The organism is Mesorhizobium sp. M0991 (assembly GCF_040318915.1).
Classification (GTDB): Bacteria; Pseudomonadota; Alphaproteobacteria; order Rhizobiales; family Rhizobiaceae; genus Mesorhizobium.
This window is the reverse complement of the sequence record NZ_JAMYNE010000006.1, coordinates 296,203-312,846: the sequence shown is the minus strand read 5'-3', so window position 1 is coordinate 312,846 and position 16,644 is coordinate 296,203. Positions and strand designations below refer to the sequence as shown.

Annotated in this window: 14 protein-coding genes and 1 pseudogene; 7 read left to right on the top strand and 8 right to left on the bottom strand. The window is 62.7% G+C overall.

From position 1 onward, the window contains the following. Positions 1-249 (top strand): annotated as a pseudogene (locus tag NKH70_RS12650) (hypothetical protein); the annotation flags it as partial. Between the two features lie 94 nt (positions 250-343). Here the strand turns inward: NKH70_RS12650 and NKH70_RS12645 are convergent. The 6 genes from NKH70_RS12645 to NKH70_RS12620 form a co-directional block, all read right to left on the bottom strand. After that, positions 344-925 carry a CarD family transcriptional regulator gene (locus NKH70_RS12645; RefSeq protein WP_006327799.1) on the bottom strand — a complete coding sequence of 194 codons (582 nt, stop codon included), beginning with the start codon at positions 923-925 and terminating at the stop codon, positions 344-346. A 368-nt stretch (positions 926-1,293) separates the two neighbouring features. Next, entirely contained in the window at positions 1,294-1,632 is a 339-nt protein-coding gene (gene fdxA, locus NKH70_RS12640) for a ferredoxin FdxA (protein ID WP_292664799.1), read from the bottom strand. A gap of 149 nt (positions 1,633-1,781) precedes the next feature. Further along, entirely contained in the window at positions 1,782-2,168 is a 387-nt protein-coding gene (locus NKH70_RS12635) for an RNA-binding S4 domain-containing protein (protein WP_352564641.1), read from the bottom strand. 12 nt (positions 2,169-2,180) lie between these two features. Then, positions 2,181-5,600, bottom strand: a complete 3,420-nt coding sequence (locus NKH70_RS12630) for a helicase-related protein (protein ID WP_352909951.1) — start codon at positions 5,598-5,600, stop codon at positions 2,181-2,183. A 730-nt stretch (positions 5,601-6,330) separates the two neighbouring features. Then, positions 6,331-7,056 carry an acetoacetyl-CoA reductase gene (gene phbB, locus NKH70_RS12625; RefSeq protein ID WP_352909953.1) on the bottom strand — a complete coding sequence of 242 codons (726 nt, stop codon included), beginning with the start codon at positions 7,054-7,056 and terminating at the stop codon, positions 6,331-6,333. Between the two features lie 103 nt (positions 7,057-7,159). Then, entirely contained in the window at positions 7,160-8,344 is a 1,185-nt protein-coding gene (locus NKH70_RS12620) for an acetyl-CoA C-acetyltransferase (RefSeq protein WP_352909956.1), read from the bottom strand. Between the two features lie 278 nt (positions 8,345-8,622). On the opposite strand from NKH70_RS12620, the gene phaR reads away from it, so the two are divergent. Further along, positions 8,623-9,231 (top strand): polyhydroxyalkanoate synthesis repressor PhaR, encoded by a 609-nt coding sequence (gene phaR / locus NKH70_RS12615; protein WP_352909958.1) that lies wholly within the window; start codon positions 8,623-8,625, stop codon positions 9,229-9,231. A gap of 109 nt (positions 9,232-9,340) precedes the next feature. Here the strand turns inward: phaR and NKH70_RS12610 are convergent, their stop codons facing one another. Next, positions 9,341-9,787 carry a hypothetical protein gene (locus NKH70_RS12610; protein WP_352677913.1) on the bottom strand — a complete coding sequence of 149 codons (447 nt, stop codon included), beginning with the start codon at positions 9,785-9,787 and terminating at the stop codon, positions 9,341-9,343. A 35-nt stretch (positions 9,788-9,822) separates the two neighbouring features. Here NKH70_RS12610 and NKH70_RS12605 point away from each other — a divergent pair, with 35 nt between their 5' ends. After that, positions 9,823-10,542 carry a TetR/AcrR family transcriptional regulator gene (locus tag NKH70_RS12605; RefSeq protein WP_352909959.1) on the top strand — a complete coding sequence of 240 codons (720 nt, stop codon included), beginning with the start codon at positions 9,823-9,825 and terminating at the stop codon, positions 10,540-10,542. A gap of 40 nt (positions 10,543-10,582) precedes the next feature. On the opposite strand, the gene NKH70_RS12600 is transcribed toward NKH70_RS12605, so the two are convergent. Continuing rightward, positions 10,583-11,731: a citrate/2-methylcitrate synthase gene (locus NKH70_RS12600; RefSeq protein ID WP_352909961.1), complete on the bottom strand. Its 1,149-nt coding sequence runs from the start codon at positions 11,729-11,731 to the stop codon at positions 10,583-10,585. Between the two features lie 92 nt (positions 11,732-11,823). On the opposite strand from NKH70_RS12600, the gene NKH70_RS12595 reads away from it, so the two are divergent. The 4 genes from NKH70_RS12595 (at position 11,824) to NKH70_RS12580 (ending at position 16,642) form a co-directional block, all read left to right on the top strand. Further along, entirely contained in the window at positions 11,824-12,912 is a 1,089-nt protein-coding gene (locus tag NKH70_RS12595; RefSeq protein ID WP_352979204.1) for a citrate synthase/methylcitrate synthase, read from the top strand. A 199-nt stretch (positions 12,913-13,111) separates the two neighbouring features. Next, complete coding sequence (locus NKH70_RS12590) at positions 13,112-13,894, top strand: 3-hydroxybutyrate dehydrogenase (protein WP_352979206.1); 783 nt, start codon at positions 13,112-13,114, stop codon at positions 13,892-13,894. Positions 13,895-13,920: 26 nt separating this feature from the next. Further along, positions 13,921-15,051 carry a patatin-like phospholipase family protein gene (locus tag NKH70_RS12585; RefSeq protein WP_352910775.1) on the top strand — a complete coding sequence of 377 codons (1,131 nt, stop codon included), beginning with the start codon at positions 13,921-13,923 and terminating at the stop codon, positions 15,049-15,051. Positions 15,052-15,430: 379 nt separating this feature from the next. Next, positions 15,431-16,642, top strand: coding sequence for an efflux RND transporter periplasmic adaptor subunit (locus NKH70_RS12580; RefSeq protein WP_352909969.1), 1,212 nt, complete (start codon positions 15,431-15,433; stop codon positions 16,640-16,642). Positions 16,643-16,644 lie beyond the last annotated feature (2 nt).

The following is a 16,644-nucleotide window of genomic DNA, read 5'->3' as shown; positions in this document are numbered from 1 at the left end:
TGCTGCCCTTCAACTTCGCCAAAGCAACAGCAGCCTGATCAGACCAGATACCGTTCCCGATTCGAAGGCCATCCGTCGAAAGCGCCCGCGTCAACGTGCAGCGAAAATAGCGCTTACCTCGATGCCGGCAACATCGTCGAACAAGGCCCGGCCGCGGTGCTGTTCAGCAACCCGGAACGCCAGCGGACCAAGCGGTTTATCGCCACGCTGAAGCACGAGGCGGAAAGGGAGGGCGGCGGCGAAGGTTAGATATGCATTCGCCAGTCAGCCAAAACAAAAAAGTCAGCCAAAACAAAAAACCCGGCGCGAGGCCGGGTTTTTCTGAATTCGAAGGCGAGAAAAATCAGGCAGCTTCTTCCTGCTCGGCTTCCTCGTTGTCGGCCTTGGCGCCGCGCTTCGGGCCCTTGTTGAGGTTCACCTCGATGAGGCGTACCGCTTCGGTCTCCGACATGCGGTTGACGGCCGCGATCTCGCGGGCCATGCGGTCAAGCGCCGCCTCGTAGAGCTGGCGTTCGGAATAGGACTGCTCCGGCTGGTTATCGGCGCGGTAAAGGTCGCGCACCACTTCCGAGATCGAGATCAGATCGCCGGAGTTGATCTTGGCATCATATTCCTGGGCGCGGCGCGACCACATGGTGCGCTTGACGCGGGCGCGGCCCTGCACGACCTTCAGCGCGCGCTCGACATAATCCTCTTCCGACAGCTTGCGCATGCCGATCGAGGTCGCCTTGGCGACCGGCACCTTGAGGCGCATCTTATCCTTCTGGAAGTCGATGACGAACAGCTCCAGCTTGTGGCCCGCGACTTCCTGCTCATCGATCGAGACGATCTGGCCGACACCATGCGCCGGATAGACGATGTACTCGCCGGTCTTGAAACCGTGGCGCGCTGCGGTGGACTTCTTCTGCGGGGTGATCGTTGCCATTACGCCCTGAACTCCTTGTTGTGGTACCGGCATCGTGCCGGCCCGAACTCGTGCGACCGGGGTGACCGGTCCTTAGCCACACAACGATGAACTCACCGGAAAGGCCAGGACCGGCAAATCGCAACATTGCGACCGCCTGCCCCAGATCGCTCTGGTCCGGATTGAGAAATTCACCTTTCAGTGATTTGGGGCGTTTGCGCCATAAATCGACGTTGTGTCACCGGCATGTTTGGCTGATGTAACACAAAAAGTCGGAAGAATCAAGGTTTTGCTGCACGCGCGAAGGCCACGCGCCGTCGCCGCCTGTCAAGGCAGTTAATGTATCACGTCTGTTACGCGGCGTCAGGCCGCCGCAGCCGGCAGGCTCGTCAATCGCCTTCGCCGGGCTCCGGGGAGAAATATTTCTCGAATTTGCCAGTTTCGCCATCGAAGTTTTTAGCGTCGGCCGGCGGCTCCTTCTTGGCGGTGATGTTGGGCCATTTCTCGGCATATTCGGTGTTGATCTGCAGCCATTTGTCGAGACCCGACTCGGTGTCCGGCTTGATCGCGTCGGCCGGGCATTCCGGTTCGCAGACGCCGCAATCGATGCACTCGTCCGGGTGGATGACGAGCATGTTCTCACCTTCGTAGAAGCAGTCGACCGGACAGACCTCGATGCAGTCCATGTATTTGCATTTTATGCAATTGTCGGTCACGACATAGGTCATTGGTCGGCTCCGGGACGTCCCATTTTGTTGGGCTTTTTTGGTGAGGTAACGCCTTTGTCCGCTGGTGGCAAGGGCGGCCCTTACTCAGCGGTGCCGCGGTTTCCGGAATGGAATTCCAGAGGGCCGGCAAAGCGGAAGTTCGAGCTTGCTCAATCGTCGCCGAGCAGGTGGTCGGTCTGGCGGCGTTCCTTCTTCGTCGGGCGACCGCTGCCGGCCTCGCGCAACGGCGGCACCGCATCGGGAAGCGCCTCGCCCTTGGGCACCGGGGGCGGCGACATATCCTCGTAGAGCAGGCGGGCTTCTTCGGCCGGACCGCGCCGTACGCCGGTGCCAAGGACCTTCCAGACGAAAATCCGCCGCTCCAGCGTGATGGTCAAAACGTCGCCCGGCCGGACCGTATCGGAGGCCTGCGCTGCTTTGTCGCGATTGATGCGGACGCGTCCGGCGACGACCAGCTTGGCTGCCAGCGTACGCGATTTTACCGCGCGCGAGAAGAACAGCCACTTGTCGATGCGCTGGCGGGCATCAGTGACCATCGGACGAGCAGCTTACTTCTTCAGCTGGTCGCGCAACGCGGCGAGCTTGGCGAAGGGCGAGTCCGGATCGAAGCGGACCGGGCGTTCCTCACGCGGCTTTGGCTGGAAGGCGGGCTTTGCGCCTTGGGCGCCGCCTTTGCCGTCCTGCCGGCCAGCCTTCCAGTCGGGCCGGTTTTCGCGCCGGTCGGGGCGTTCGCCTTGCGGCTTGCCGGCGCGCTGCTCTCCAGCCTCGCCTTGCAGTTTAGGCTTGAACTTGCTGCGGTCGAAGCGCGGCTTGCCGGCGCCGTCGCGCTGGTCGTGCCGCCCCTGACGGGCGGGCCGGTCGCCCGGCGTCGGTTGCCCGCCGGCATCCACCGGCGCATTGCTGCGGCCGTCCGGCGCAGCTTGACCATTGCGCGCGCGACTGTCCCGATGATTGTCCCGGGGGCGGTTGTCATGCTGGCGATGACGCGGGCGCTGGTCGAAACGACCCTGCCGCCACAACAGGATGGGTTTTGGCTCCTCGGCTTCTGGAGCAGCTTCGCCGGCGACGGCTTCCGCCGTTGCTGCAGGTTCGGCCGGCGATGCTTCCGTAGTTTCGAAAACCGGCGGCTCTGCCGGTGCCGCAGCCTCAGTTTCCGCCCCAAGTTCCGCCCTTGGCTCAGCCGCTGATTCCGCAGGCGCTTCAGCAGTCGCCTCGGCGGCGGGCTGGGCCTCTTGCGTGCCTTCTGCCGCAGCTTCGGGGGCTGGAGCTTCCGGCTGGTCTTCCGCGACAGGCTCTGCCGCCGCTTCGGTTGCGGCTTCGGCTGCAGCCTCCGCAACAGGAGTCGCGTCCGACCCAGGCTCCGAAGCCTCCGCCGGCGGCTCTACCGCGGCAGATGCTTCCGCCATCCTCGCCTGCTCGGCTCGCGTTGCCTCTTCCGCCGCCTGCTTTGCAGCGGCAGCTTTACGCGCGGCATTGTCCTGTGCTTCGAGCCGCGCCTTGACCTCGGCCGCCGGTTTGGCATCGGCGCGATAGCCGAGCCCCTTCAGGATTTCTTCCATGTCGTCGGCGGTGGCGCCGAGGATCGACATCATCGGCGGCGTCACCATGAAGGACTGACCGTCATAGGCGCCGTCAGGGCGAGGCCCGAGGCCTGGCTTCCAGTTGGTCGCCGGCCGGATCAGGTCGGCCAGCCGCTCGAGAATATCGACGCGTACGGCACGCCGGCCAAGATTGCGGTAGCCGGCAAGCTTGTAAAAGGTCTTGTCGAAGGTCGGATCGATGACCACCGAGGTGCGGCCGGAGGCCAGTGCGTGAACGACATCGCCGAAGCCGGGCTTGTCCTTGCCGTCGTTTCTCAGCGCCCATAGCAGCGTTATCAACCCGGCCGGAGCCGGCTTGATCAGCGCCGGCACGAAGACATGGTAGGCGCCGAAGCGCACGCCGAGGCGGCGAAGCGCCGCGCGGCCTTCCTGGTCGAGCGACTTCATCTCGTCGGCAATGTCGCGACGGTTGATGAGGCCGAAATGTTCGACAAGCTGGAAGGCGATGCCGCGGCCGATGCCGGTGATCTGCTCGGCATTCTTGAGATCGACCAGCGGCTTCAGCAGGGATTCGATCTGGAAGTTGACGAAGCGCTCGGCGCGCGCCGCAACCTTGTCGCGGGCCGGGCCGGTGAGTTGCTCGTCGGCGAGCAGAACGAGACGCGGCTTCAAAGCGTCTTCGCCGGCAACCAGCGTGCCGATCGGGGCGCCGATCCAGCGCAGCGTGCCATCCGAACCCAGCGCAATGTCGCCATTGGCAGAGGCGCCGAAGCGCTCGGCCCGCGCCTCGAACTCGGCGGCAAGCGCCTTCTGCGCCGCCGCCCGCACTGCCTTGGCATCCTCGCCGCCGGCGCTCTGGTCGGCGGTGAAGCGGAAACCCTGCAACTCGCCGACGTGATGGCCTTCGACGAGGACGGTTCCGGTTGGGCTGATTTCGGCTTCAGGCATCGTGTTTTCTCTAAGGCGCCGCATGAGGACGGAAGTCCTGCGGTCTACAAAACGTTTCGTCAACCGCTCATGCAGCGCATCCGACAATCTGTCTTCGATTTCGCGCGTCTTTTCCTGCCAGTGTGCCCGATCGGCCAGCCAGCCGGGCCGGTTGGAGACGAAGGTCCATGTGCGGATCTGGGCAATCCTGTGCGACAGCGTGTCGATGTCGCCTTCGGTGGTGTCGGCACGGCGCACCTGCTCGGCCATGTAGTTCTCGTCGACATGGCCGTGCCTGGCAAGGTCCATGTAGATGGAGGCGATCAAGTCGGCGTGCTGGGCCGGCGCGATCTTCCTGTAGTCGGGCAGCGCGCAGGCTTCCCACAGCAGCGCCACGCGTCTGGCATCGGTGGTGAGTGCCCGGACATCCTCGTCGCGCGACAGATGCTCGAGCGCTTGCGCGTCTACTGCTGGCAGTGCGCGCGTCAGGCCTTCGACCGGGGCGTTGGTCTCGATCGAGCGCTTCAGCGCATCAAGGTTGGCGAAATCGAAATGCGCGGTACGCCACTGCAGCACTTTCACCTGGTCGAAATCATGCGCCTCGATCTTCTTGACAAGTTCCTCGTCCAGCGGATCGACCTGGCCGGTGACGCCGAAGGTGCCGTCGCGCAGGTGCCGGCCGGCGCGGCCGGCAATCTGGCCGAGCTCGGCCGCCGTCAGGTTGCGGTACTGGTAGCCGTCGAATTTACGGTTCTGGGCGAAGGCGACGTGGTCGAGGTCGAGGTTGAGGCCCATGCCGATGGCGTCGGTGGCGACGAGGTAGTCGACGTCGCCCGACTGGAACAGCGCCACCTGGGCGTTGCGGGTGCGCGGGCTGAGTGCGCCGAGCACGACGGCGGCACCGCCCTGCTGGCGGCGGATCAGCTCGGCGATGGCATAGACCTCGTCGGCCGAGAAGGCGACGATCGCGGTGCGCCGCGGCAGGCGGGTCAGCTTCTTCGAGCCGGCATAGGCAAGGTGCGATAGCCGTGGCCGGGTCACCACCGACACGCCCCGCAGCAGGCGCTGCAGGATGCCGTGCATGGTGGCCGCGCCCAGCAGCAGCGTCTCCTGGCGGCCGCGCAGATGTAGGATGCGATCGGTGAAGATGTGGCCGCGTTCGAGATCGCCGGCGAGCTGGACCTCGTCGATGGCAACGAAGGCGGCGTCGGTCTCGCGCGGCATCGCTTCCACGGTGCAGACCGAGTATTTCGCGCCCGCCGGCTGGATCTTTTCCTCGCCGGTGATGAGCGCAACCTTATGGGCGCCGACCTTCTCGCAGACGCGCGTATAGACCTCGCGGGCAAGCAGCCTGAGCGGCAGGCCGATGACGCCGCTTTCATGCGCCACCATGCGTTCGATGGCGAGATGGGTCTTGCCGGTGTTGGTCGGGCCGAGCACGGCCGTCACGTCTCGACCCGACAGGATCAGCGGTTCAGTGTGTTTCGGATGGATGTTCATCGGCCTGGAAATAAGGCTCTCTGCCTCGCATTGTCGGGAGCGCGCCCATATTGGCCGCGTATGACAGGCGACACATAGGGATTTCGGGCGCGAAGCGAAAGCGGAATGTGCCGAGGGCAGGCGATTGGTTGCTTCGAAGCCAGAAAATCTGTTCCCGATTAACAATTGGAACGAGTCTCGAACGAATCAGCTACGAATCACTGACTCCCGCTGATTCAGGGTTTGTTCACGGCTACATCTGGGCTTTCTGCCGGCGAGTCTCACCACATGCTGAATCACGGAAACTGGCCCGATTCATGCAAGCGGCATCCAAGCGAGCACCGCGGTTAACCTTTGCCGGTGAATGATCGTGGCCAGCCAATCTGCTCCGCCCAACATTATGAAATTATTGATGTTTCCTAATGCGCTTTAATCATTTCGAGGGTGTTTTCAGCTCTCGCCGTTAACGTTCCGCTCAAAGCCGGAACGAATCGGCGACGAATCAGCGATAGGCAAAGTTTCTTGGTTTGTTCACCGCAACATGTTGTGTTGTGAACAGCTTTTCCACCGAGAATCGACAGGCTGTCGGACGGGTTGTGCACAGGTTGCGCAGTTGCCGTTAACCTTTGCATGCCAGTTTCGGGCAGTGTGCGGCACCGCGATCTTGCAGCGGAGAAAGCTGCTATGGAACGGGCCGTTTTGCGGGGCCCGTTCATTCAGCGCGTATCTATCTCAACGTAAAGATAAACGGTCAGGCGATGTACTGCCCGCCATTGGCTGATATGGTCGAACCGGTGATGAAACCGGCATCGTCGGAAGCTAGGAAGACGACGCAGCGCGCGATCTCCTCCGGCTCGCCGAGACGGCCGATCGGGATCTGCGGGATAACGCGCTCGTTGAGGACCTTCTCGTCCATCGCCTTGACCATCTCGGTGGCGATGTAGCCGGGGCAAATGACGTTGACGGTGATGCCGGCGCGCGCGCCTTCCTGGGCCAACGCCTTGGTGAAGCCGATATCGCCGGCCTTCGAGGCCGAATAATTGACCTGGCCGACCTGGCCTTTCTGGCCGTTGATCGAGGAGATGGTGATGATGCGACCGAACTTGCGGTCGCGCATGCCGCCCCACAACGGATGCGTCATGTTGAAGACGCCGGAAAGGTTGGTGTCGAGGACCTCCTTCCATTGCTCTCGCGTCATCTTGTGGAACATCGCGTCGCGAGTGATGCCGGCATTGTTGACCAGCACCGAGACGGGACCGAGATCGGCCTCTACCTGTTTGATGCCGGCGGCGCAGGCCTCGTAGTCGGCGACCGACCATTTATAGACCGGGATGCCGGTCGCGGCCTTGAACTTTGCCGCCGCTTCCTCATTGCCGGCGTAGTTTGCGGCGACCGAATAGCCGGCGCTTTTCAAGGCGACCGATATCGCCGCGCCGATGCCGCGCGACCCGCCTGTGACGATTGCAACCTTTGTCATATGTCCTCCCGGGAAATGCAGATGACTGAGCGTTGAAGCGGCGGGGTTTGCCCTCTATTCCCTACTCGCTTTGCGCCAGATCCTATTCGTATCGCCTATCTCATCACAATGCTTCAACGCACATAGCAACACCCATGCCGCCGCCGATGCATAGCGTGGCAAGGCCTTTCTTGGCACTTCTGCGGCGCATTTCGTAGACCAGCGTGTTGAAGATGCGGGCGCCCGAGGCGCCGACCGGATGGCCGATGGCGATGGCGCCGCCATTGACGTTGACGATGGCCGGGTCCCAGCCCATGTCCTTGTTGACGGCGCAGGCCTGCGCGGCGAAGGCCTCGTTGGCTTCGACCAAATCGAGGTCGCCGACCGACCAGCCGGCCTTGGCCAGCGCCTTGCGCGAGGAGGGGATCGGTCCCGTCCCCATGATCTGCGGGTCGACGCCGGCGGTCGCCCAGGAAACGATACGCACCAGCGGTGTGATGCCGCGCCTTGCGGCTTCCGCTTCGGTCATCAGCACTACGGCGGCGGCGCCGTCGTTGATGCCGGAGGCATTGGCAGCGGTTACCGTGCCTTCCTTGTCGAAGGCGGGCTTGAGCTTGGTCATGGCGTCGATTGTCGCGCCGTGGCGGATGTATTCATCCTGGTCGACTATCGTGTCGCCCTTCCTGCCCTTGACTGTGAAGGCAACGATCTCGTCCTTGAATTTTCCGGCTTTCTGTGCAGCCTCGGCCTTGTTCTGGGAAGCCAGTGCGAACTGGTCCTGGTCGTCGCGGGTGATCTGGAACTGGCGGGCGACGTTCTCCGCGGTGTTGCCCATATGATAGCCATAGAAGGCATCGGTCAGGCCGTCCTTGATCATGGTGTCGATCAGCTTGAAGTCGCCCATCTTGACGCCACCGCGCAGATGCTGAGCATGCGGAGCCATCGACATCGATTCCTGGCCGCCGGCAACGATGATCCTCGCGTCGCCCTGGGCGATCTGTTGCATGCCGAGCGCGATGGCGCGCAAGCCGGAGCCGCAGAGCTGGTTCAGGCCCCAGGAGGTCGCCTCCTGGGGTACGCCGGCGGCCATAGCCGCCTGCCGCGCTGGGTTCTGCCCTTGAGCCGCGGTCAGGATCTGGCCGAGAATGACCTCGTCCACCTCCTTGCCGTCGACGCCGGCACGGACCAGCGCTTCCCTGACGGCGACGGCACCCAGTTCATGGGCTGGCGTGTTGGCGAAGGCGCCGTTGAAGGAGCCGACAGGCGTGCGCGCTGCGCTGGCGACAACGATGGCGTTGGAAGCGGACATGTTCTTCTCCAGGCTTTCGGGGAACGATTTCGGGTGCCGTCGGGGACTTTTCTTGCCCTTTCCACAACCCGAGTCAAACCCGAAATGGGTAGGGCGTTGCTCCGTCGCAAGCAGGCCGCGCGTCGCGGCGACGGCAGCCCATCCGTGCTGCGCAGCATAAAATGTTCTCGCACTGCACAAACTGCTTGGATTCATGACGCTTTTGCGCATATCCTTTAAAAAGGCGCAATCGTTACCGGCGGCTTACTTAAGCTGCCCGGTGTCCGGGGAGGATGCAGATGGCCGCAAAAGACGAACCTATTGTTATCAAGAAATATGCCAATCGCCGTCTCTACAATACGGGCACCAGCACCTATGTGACGCTCGAGGATCTCGCTGAAATGGTCAAAAAAGGCGAGGACTTTACTGTCCAGGACGCCAAGACCGGTGACGACATCACGCATCCGGTGCTGACCCAGATCATCTTCGAGCTGGAGAACAAGGACGGGCAGAACATGCTGCCGATCCCGTTCCTGCGTCAGCTCATCGCCTATTATGGCGATCAGATGCAGATGATCGTGCCGAGCTTTCTCGAGCAGTCGATGCTGGCCTTCTCGAAAGAGCAGGAACGCTTTCGCGAGCAGATGAAAGATGCCCTCGGCAAGTCGCCGATGGACATGATGAAGATCGCGACGCCAATCAAGGTGCTGGAGGAGCAGACGCGGCGCAACATGGAGATGTTCCAGAACGCCATGCGGCTGTTCACGCCGTTCCCGCCTGGGGGGTCTGCGCCGGCATCAGCACCGGCCGAACCGGCCAGGAAGGAAACATCGGAAAAACCCGACGACCTTCAGGAGCTGAAGGAGCAGATCGCCGCCATGCAGCGCAAGCTCGACACGATGTCGTGACTGTCGGCCGGCGAAGCGCCGGCCCAAATTTCCCCCAGCAGGCCCGTGTCAGAAAACATCTTCGCCTCGTAGGTGAAGGTGTCATCCATGCTCTATTTCGTGGCATGCCCTATTTCGTGGTCACCGTCACCAGAGCGGTAACAGGTTTGCCGTCTACTAGAATGGGCCGGTGATGATCATCGGCAAGAAGCACGCCGATCACGTGTCTGCCGGCGGCATCCGGGCAATGGCCGAAACGGGCCTTGATAAGATCACCGCCAAAGTCGCTGTTCATGCTGTTGTACGGCTTGCCGGGGATGTTGCAGGTGTCTCCGTTGGGATCGATCTTCATATGCACGTGGCCGCATTGCTTGATTTCCCCGCACTCACCCGCAGGGAGCAGCCTGAAGTTGCTCCTGACGACAACGCCTATCGCCTTCTCAGGAGCATTGCCTAGTTCGACAACTGAACCTGCCGTCGGCCAGACGACTTCCAGGGTGGGTCGATCCTCGGCCTCGGCAGATACGAGCGACAATAAGGAGAAAGCGAGGGCAGTCGTTGCGGTGATGCGAAACATGGTAACCTCCGTTGCGATGTAAACATCGATTACATATGCAGCGCTCGAACACAAGGGAAATAATCAGTGATTACATTCCGCTCTCGTGTTATTTGGCTGAGATGACCAAGACTACTGATTCCGACGAAGCCGGAGATGCCAAGCGATATCATCACGGCAATCTCGTCGAGGCCTTGATCACGGCAACCGTGGAGATCATCGAGGAACGGGGAGCCGAGCATGTGTCCGTACGCGAGGCCGCAAAACGTGCCGGCGTTTCACCCGGCGCACCATTCCGGCATTTTCGATCGAAAACAGCGCTGCTAACCGCAGTCGCCGAACAGGCCATGGATCGGCTGACAAAGGCTGTTGCCAAGGCGCAGTCGAAAATCGACAGCGCAGATCCCATTGAGGCCTTCGAAGCAATCGGACAAGGCTATCTGGAATGGGCAATTACCAACCCCACGCATTTCCAGATCATCAGTTCCCGAACCCTGATTGATTTTGAAGGGTCGGACAGCCTTCGTGATCAGAATGAGGCTATTCGGCGGACGATGATCGACTTGCTGACGCAAGCGCAACAACAGGGTCGGCTTGCTCCCGACACCGACTTTGATCATCTTGTGCTTGCCGCGCGTGCACTCGTTTACGGGTTGGCACGCATGGCGATCGATGGTCATTTCCGGGAATGGCATCCGTCCGAGCCGCCAGCCCTGGCCGCGCAGCGGGCTCTCCGACTTTTCATGAGCCGGATGACCATTCCATCTAAAGCTTAATTCGCCAGCACCCAAAAAGGGGCCGAGATTGCGCCGCCAGCTAATGGAACTCCGGCAACGGTCCCTGGTAGCGGGCGCGTGGTCTGATCAGGCCGCTGCTTGTCACCTGCTCCACGGCATGCGCGGCCCAGCCGACGCTGCGGCCGAGCGCAAACAAGCGGAACGGCGCATCGGACGGCAAGCGGAGGCTGCGCGTCAGCGCGGCCAAGGCGAAATCGACGTTCGGGCGCATGCCCGTTGCCGCAAAGGCCGCATCGCAAAGCCGTACCAGCCCATCATCGACATCGATTGCGGCCAGCAACGGTTCCGCACGCGGATCGCCGTCGGGATAAAGCGGATGGCCAAATCCGGGCAGTGGCCTGTCGTGACCAAGCCAGCGTCCGACAGCCGCATCCGGCCCGAATCTCTGCGCATCCTCCGCCAACATCATGACCGCCTCCGCGGCGGCGCCATGGCGCGGACCGGAGAGCGTGGCGAGGCCGGCAAGCAGGCAGGCCGAAACAGGTGCGCCGGTGGACGCGGCGACCCGCGCGGCGAAGGTCGATGCGTTCAATTCGTGATCGGCCAACAGTACCAGTGAGCGGCGGATCAAGTCTGCGCCGGCCGCATCGAGCGACCATCCCCGCGCCAGCCTTTCGTGCACGGCACCAGTTCCGGGAATCGCGCCGAGCGCCTGAGCCAGAGCGGCGATGGCGCCGGCCGCATCGTGGTTGAGCGAAGCCGATCTGCGGCCGAGCGAAGGCCGGCCGTTAGCCGCCAACGCGGCCAATTCCGCGAAGGCAGCCGGCCGGCCAGTTGCGCCGTTGCCATGGCGGCTCGCCGAGACGAACGACACTGGTGCGTCGGATGCCCAAAGCAGGTTTGCCGTCTGCTCCAGCGTGGCAGTCTCGCAGAGTGCAACCGCATCCTGGCCGCGATAGACGAGGCGGCCGTGCAAAACGGTCGAGATCGTGGTGGCGATTGCCGGCTCACCCCAGGCGATTGCACTTTCGGCGATAGCCTGGGGATTTCGGCCGCGCGCCCGCCGGCTCGCCAGCGCCGCGATGTCGTCGGCGCGATACTGACTGCGGCGTGGGTCGGCCCGATCCGGCCGCATGCCTATGCGTCCGCGGCTGACATAGGCATAGAGCGTCTGAGCGCGCACCTTGAGACGCTCTAAGGCTTCGTCCCGCGTCAGCCACTCCGTCATGTCAGCCTTGGCATGTTGATTCAGTTGATCAAGATTGATGGTCCAGTCGTCAACCCTTATCTACCGCCCAGAAAGGGTCAAGGAGAAAACCAATGGCGAATGGGCTCGATGATGTGGTGGCGGCGGAAACGGTGCTCTCCGATGTCGACGGTCTTGCTGGCCGCCTGACCATCCGGGGCCATTCGTTGCCCGAACTGGCAGGCCGCTGGAAATACGCCGAGGTGGTTCATCTGCTGTTCGACGGCTTTTTCGACGATCTTCCCGGCGACAAGGAACTGGCGAAGGCGATCGGTCGGGCGCGCAGCGAAGTGTTCGAGCAGATCGAACCCTTGCTGCCGTTTCTCGCATCCCTCGATATCTACAGCGCGATGCGCGCCGGCATCGCCGTGCTGCGGGACGGCGACAAATTGCCGGACGCGCTGCGGCTGGTTGCGGCACCCGCCGTGCTGACGCCGGCCTTGCTGCGCTTCCAGCGCGGCGAAAGCGCAATTGCGCCTGATAGCAAGGCCGATCATGCCGCCGACATGCTGCGGATGCTGACCGGCATGGCGGTCTCGCCGAAGTTGGCGAAAGCGCTCGATACCTATCTCGTGACGGTTTGCGACCATGGTCTCAACGCATCGACCTTCGCCACGCGCGTGGTCGCTTCGACGCAAGCCGGGCTTACTTCGGCGGTGCTGGCCGGGCTCGGAGCGCTCAAGGGGCCGCTGCATGGTGGCGCGCCAGGTCCGGTGATCGAGATGCTGGATGCGATCGAGGCGCATGGCGACGCCGCCGGCTGGCTGCGTGACGAGATCGGGCGCGGCCGCCGCATCATGGGCTTCGGGCATCGCATCTACCGCGTGCGCGATCCGCGTGCCGACGTGCTGAAAGCGGTGGTGCGGCAGCTTGGCGCCAGGGGCGAAACCGGCCACCGGCTGGCGTTTGCCGAGCGCGTGGAGCAAGCGGCGCTCGAAGTGCTTCGCATCGCCAAGCCGTCGCGCTCGATCCAGACCAATGTCGAGTTCTTCACAGCGCTCCTGCTGGAAGCGGCGGGCTTTCCGAAAGAGGCGTTCACCAATGTCTTTGCTGCCGGGCGCGTCGCCGGCTGGATTGCCCATGCGCGCGAGCAGCAGACGAGCGGACGGCTGATCCGGCCGCAGTCGCGCTATATCGGGACGGTGCCGGACCTCGTCGCCTAAGGATTTCTCCCCGAATGCTTACGGAAACCGGCCCGCTACAGCCGGTGCCGGACACTCTCTCGTCGAGATGAGAGAGGTCCTCATGACAAAAATTTCATGTCATTGCTCCACACATCCGCTGTTCTTGGGTGACAGAGAGCCTATATGCTGCAGTGCAGCATGGTTCCACGGGAGCCCGCCTCGAAAGGAATAAGCCGCCTTGACCGCCAGAAAAACCGCCATCGTCACCGGTTCCACCTCGGGCATCGGCCTGGCCATTGCCCACGCACTCGCGGCCGAAGGCTGCAACGTCGTCGTCAATTCCTTTTTCGACATCGCCGACGATCACGCCATCGCCGATGCGATCGCGAAGCACCACAAGGTGAAGACCGTCTACATCAAGGCCGACATGTCGAAGCCGGCCGAGTGCCGGGCTTTGGTGGCGAAGGCAGCCGAGGCATTCGGCTCGGTCGAAATCCTGATCAACAACGCCGGCATCCAGCATGTCGCGCCGGTGGAAAGCTTCCCGATCGAGAAGTGGGATGCGATCATCGCCATCAACCTGTCATCGGCCTTCCACACCATCGCCGCCGCCATCCCGCTGATGAAACAGGCCGGTGGCGGCCGGATCGTCAACGTCGCCTCGGCCCACGGCCTTGTCGCCTCGCCGTTCAAGTCGGCCTATGTCTCGGCCAAGCATGGCATTATGGGCCTGACCAAAACAGTTGCCCTGGAGCTGGCGCGCGACAAGATCACCTGCAATGCCATTTGTCCCGGCTATGTGCTGACGCCGCTGGTCGAGGCGCAGATCCCCGACCAGATGAAGGCCAACAAGATGGACCGCGAGACGGTGGTCCGCGAGGTCATGCTCGAAAAGCAGCCGACCAAGGAGTTCGTCACCGTCGAGCAGGTTGCGGCGGCCGCGGTGTTCCTATGCTCGGATGCGGCGGCGCAGATCAACGGCACGCACGTCTCTGTCGACGGCGGCTGGACCGCTCAGTGAGCCTTCCAGCGGTCAAGGGCCACGCTATGCCGAAAAACGGCAAGGCGGAAGAGCCAAAGAAGATCAACATCGCGCTGCAAGGCGGCGGTTCGCACGGGGCGTTTTCCTGGGGCGTGCTCGATCGGCTGCTCGAGGACGGGCGCCTCGATATAACGGCGGTTTCGGGCACCAGCGCTGGCGCCATGAATGCCGTGGCGCTGGCCGACGGTTTCGTCCGCGGCGGGGTCGAGGGCGCGCGGCGCAAGCTCGACGATTTCTGGCGTGCGGTGGCGGCAAAGGGCCGCTTCAGCCCGGTGCAGCGCATGCCTTGGGACGTCGCCTGGGGCAATTGGTCGATCGAGAACACGCCCGGCTATTTCCTGTTCGATACGATGTCTCGGGTATTTTCGCCCTATGTCGCCAATCCGCTCGCCATCAATCCGCTGCGCGACGTGGTCGAACGTGAGATCGATTTCGACAATGTGCGCGCCTGCAAATCGATGGAACTGTTCATTTCCGCTACCAATGTCGAGACCGGCCAGTTGCGGGTCTTCTCGGACGGCGAGATCGACCTCGACACGGTGATGGCGTCGGCCTGCCTGCCGCAATTGTTCCGTGCCGTCGAGATCAAGGGCGTGCCCTATTGGGATGGCGGCTATGGCGGCAACCCGGCACTGTTCCCGTTCTTCAAGACCGCGGCCACCGAGGACGTGCTCTTGGTGCAGATCAATCCGGTGGTCCGCGAGGGGACGCCGAAGAGCGCCAATGAGATCCAGAACCGCATCGACGAGATCACCTTCAATGCCGGGCTGTTGCGCGAATTCCGCTCGATCGCCTTCGTCAAGGAACTGATCGCCGCCGGCCGATTGCCGCACGGCGAATATCGCGACATCCGCATGCACCGCATCGATGCCGACGCAGCATTCAAGGATCTGTCGGCATCGTCCAAAGTCAATGCCGAATGGGCGTTCCTTGCCTATCTGCGCGACCTGGGCCGCACCGCAGCCAGTGATTGGCTGGAAGAAAACTACGACGCCGTAGGCAAGCGGCCGACGATCGATCTGTCCGGCGAGCTCGACGACGGCTTGAAGCCGGTGCGCGGGCCGGCGCCGGGCCGGCGCGTCAAGGAGTTTCTTGCGGCGCGCAAGCAGCCCGAGGCCGCCCGCCGTCCGGCCTAGAACGATTTACCGTTTCACGGAAACGCCGAACCGCTCTATCTTTTTTGACGCAATTCCGGACGGAAAACCGTTTCATACTTTTCCTGGAATTGTTCTGGCTCCTCCGCAAAGCAGATGACATCGCAATCTGTCCAATCATCCTGACACTTGCTGCCAAACCGCTGTTTTGGCGATCAACAGCCGATGCTGCAGCCGCATCTTTGCGGACAAAGCAACAATCCATCAACATTTCTGACTATATTGCGATGCAACTTTGAGGTAGAAGCGCGCTTCGCCGATCACGGCAATTTGAATACGGCCTCGCGCGCACCCATATCGGCGACGCGCCCCAAGTAAAAGATGCGGCCTGGCCGAACCCCGCGCACTGGAAAAAATGACGATGCCGAAATTCAGGTTTCACAAGCTTGCAGCCATTGTTGTGCTCATCGGGTTCGCCGGCTGGATGGCGACAGGCGAATTCTCGTCCGTCGGCAGCGCGTCCGCCGACAACAAGCCCAAGGCAGGAGAGGTCGAGCAGCCCAAGGCCGCCGACTCAGGTAAGCCCCAAACTGGCGAACAGGGGGCTGCCAAGCCGGGGACTGCCGAGGCAGAACAGCCCAAGGCGCCCTTGCGCACGGTCGCGATCATAACCCCGCCGCGGCGCACCTATGCACGCGCTATCCGCATTTCCGGACTGACCGAAGCCGACAAGCGCGCCGTCCTGGCGACACGCGTCGCCGGAGTCATAGACAAGCTGCCGGTCAAGCAGGGTCAGCACGTCAAGACCGGCGACCTCATCCTGATGCTTGCCGCCGAGGAAAAAATCTCGGCGGTCGACAACGCCAAGCAGCTTGTCGTGCAACGTGAGGCCGAGCTGGCTGCGGCCCTGCGGTTGATGAAAACCGGCAATCTGCCGACGCTGCAGCTCGATACGGCCCGCTCCAACCTGTCGCTGGCCAAGTCGCAACTGGACGCCGCGCAAGCTGAGCTCGACCGCAATGAGGTGAAGGCGCCCTTCGACGGCGTTATCGACCGGGTGCCGGTGGAGCTTGGCAGTTCGGTGATGCAGGGCGGCGAGGTGGCTACCATTCTCAGCCTCGATCCGGTGATTGCACGCGGCGAGGTCAGCGAACGCGATCTCGGCTATTTGAAGATCGGCGACAAGGCAAATGTGCGTCTGGTCAGCGGCCAGAATGTCGAAGGCATCGTGCGCTACATCAGCCGGGATGCGTCTTCGGCAACCCGTACCTTCCGGGTCGAAGTCGCCATCCCCAACGCTGATGGTTCCGTACCAGCCGGCATGACGGCCGAAATCGCGCTCAGCGCCCAGCCGACCGACGCCGTGATGCTGCCGCGCTCGGTGGTAACGCTCGGCGACAAGGGCGACCTCGGCATCCGCGCCGTCGACAAGGACGACAAGGTCGTGTTCTTCCCGATCGACCTGGTCGACGACACGCCGACCGGCCTGGTGCTCGGCGGCATTCCGGCCGACGCCCGCATCATCGTCGCCGGCCAGGAGCTGGTGAAGGAAGGCGAAGTGGTCAAGCCGGTCGAGGCCGACCAGGCGACCATTCAAAAGCTGTTGGGCGAAGCGACGACCGGGACGCAGTAATC

Coding starts and splice junctions, on each gene's coding strand:
- NKH70_RS12580 (WP_352909969.1), top strand. CDS start 15,431: ATGCCGAAATTCAGGTTTCACAAGCTTGCAGCCATTGTTGTGCTCATC.
- NKH70_RS12635 (WP_352564641.1), bottom strand. CDS start 2,168: ATGGTCACTGATGCCCGCCAGCGCATCGACAAGTGGCTGTTCTTCTCG.
- phaR (WP_352909958.1), top strand. CDS start 8,623: ATGGCCGCAAAAGACGAACCTATTGTTATCAAGAAATATGCCAATCGC.
- NKH70_RS12620 (WP_352909956.1), bottom strand. CDS start 8,344: ATGTCCGCTTCCAACGCCATCGTTGTCGCCAGCGCAGCGCGCACGCCT.
- phbB (WP_352909953.1), bottom strand. CDS start 7,056: ATGACAAAGGTTGCAATCGTCACAGGCGGGTCGCGCGGCATCGGCGCG.
- NKH70_RS12630 (WP_352909951.1), bottom strand. CDS start 5,600: ATGAACATCCATCCGAAACACACTGAACCGCTGATCCTGTCGGGTCGA.
- NKH70_RS12585 (WP_352910775.1), top strand. CDS start 13,921: ATGCCGAAAAACGGCAAGGCGGAAGAGCCAAAGAAGATCAACATCGCG.
- NKH70_RS12600 (WP_352909961.1), bottom strand. CDS start 11,731: ATGACGGAGTGGCTGACGCGGGACGAAGCCTTAGAGCGTCTCAAGGTG.
- NKH70_RS12595 (WP_352979204.1), top strand. CDS start 11,824: ATGGCGAATGGGCTCGATGATGTGGTGGCGGCGGAAACGGTGCTCTCC.
- NKH70_RS12605 (WP_352909959.1), top strand. CDS start 9,823: ATGCAGCGCTCGAACACAAGGGAAATAATCAGTGATTACATTCCGCTC.
- fdxA (WP_292664799.1), bottom strand. CDS start 1,632: ATGACCTATGTCGTGACCGACAATTGCATAAAATGCAAATACATGGAC.
- NKH70_RS12645 (WP_006327799.1), bottom strand. CDS start 925: ATGGCAACGATCACCCCGCAGAAGAAGTCCACCGCAGCGCGCCACGGT.
- NKH70_RS12610 (WP_352677913.1), bottom strand. CDS start 9,787: ATGTTTCGCATCACCGCAACGACTGCCCTCGCTTTCTCCTTATTGTCG.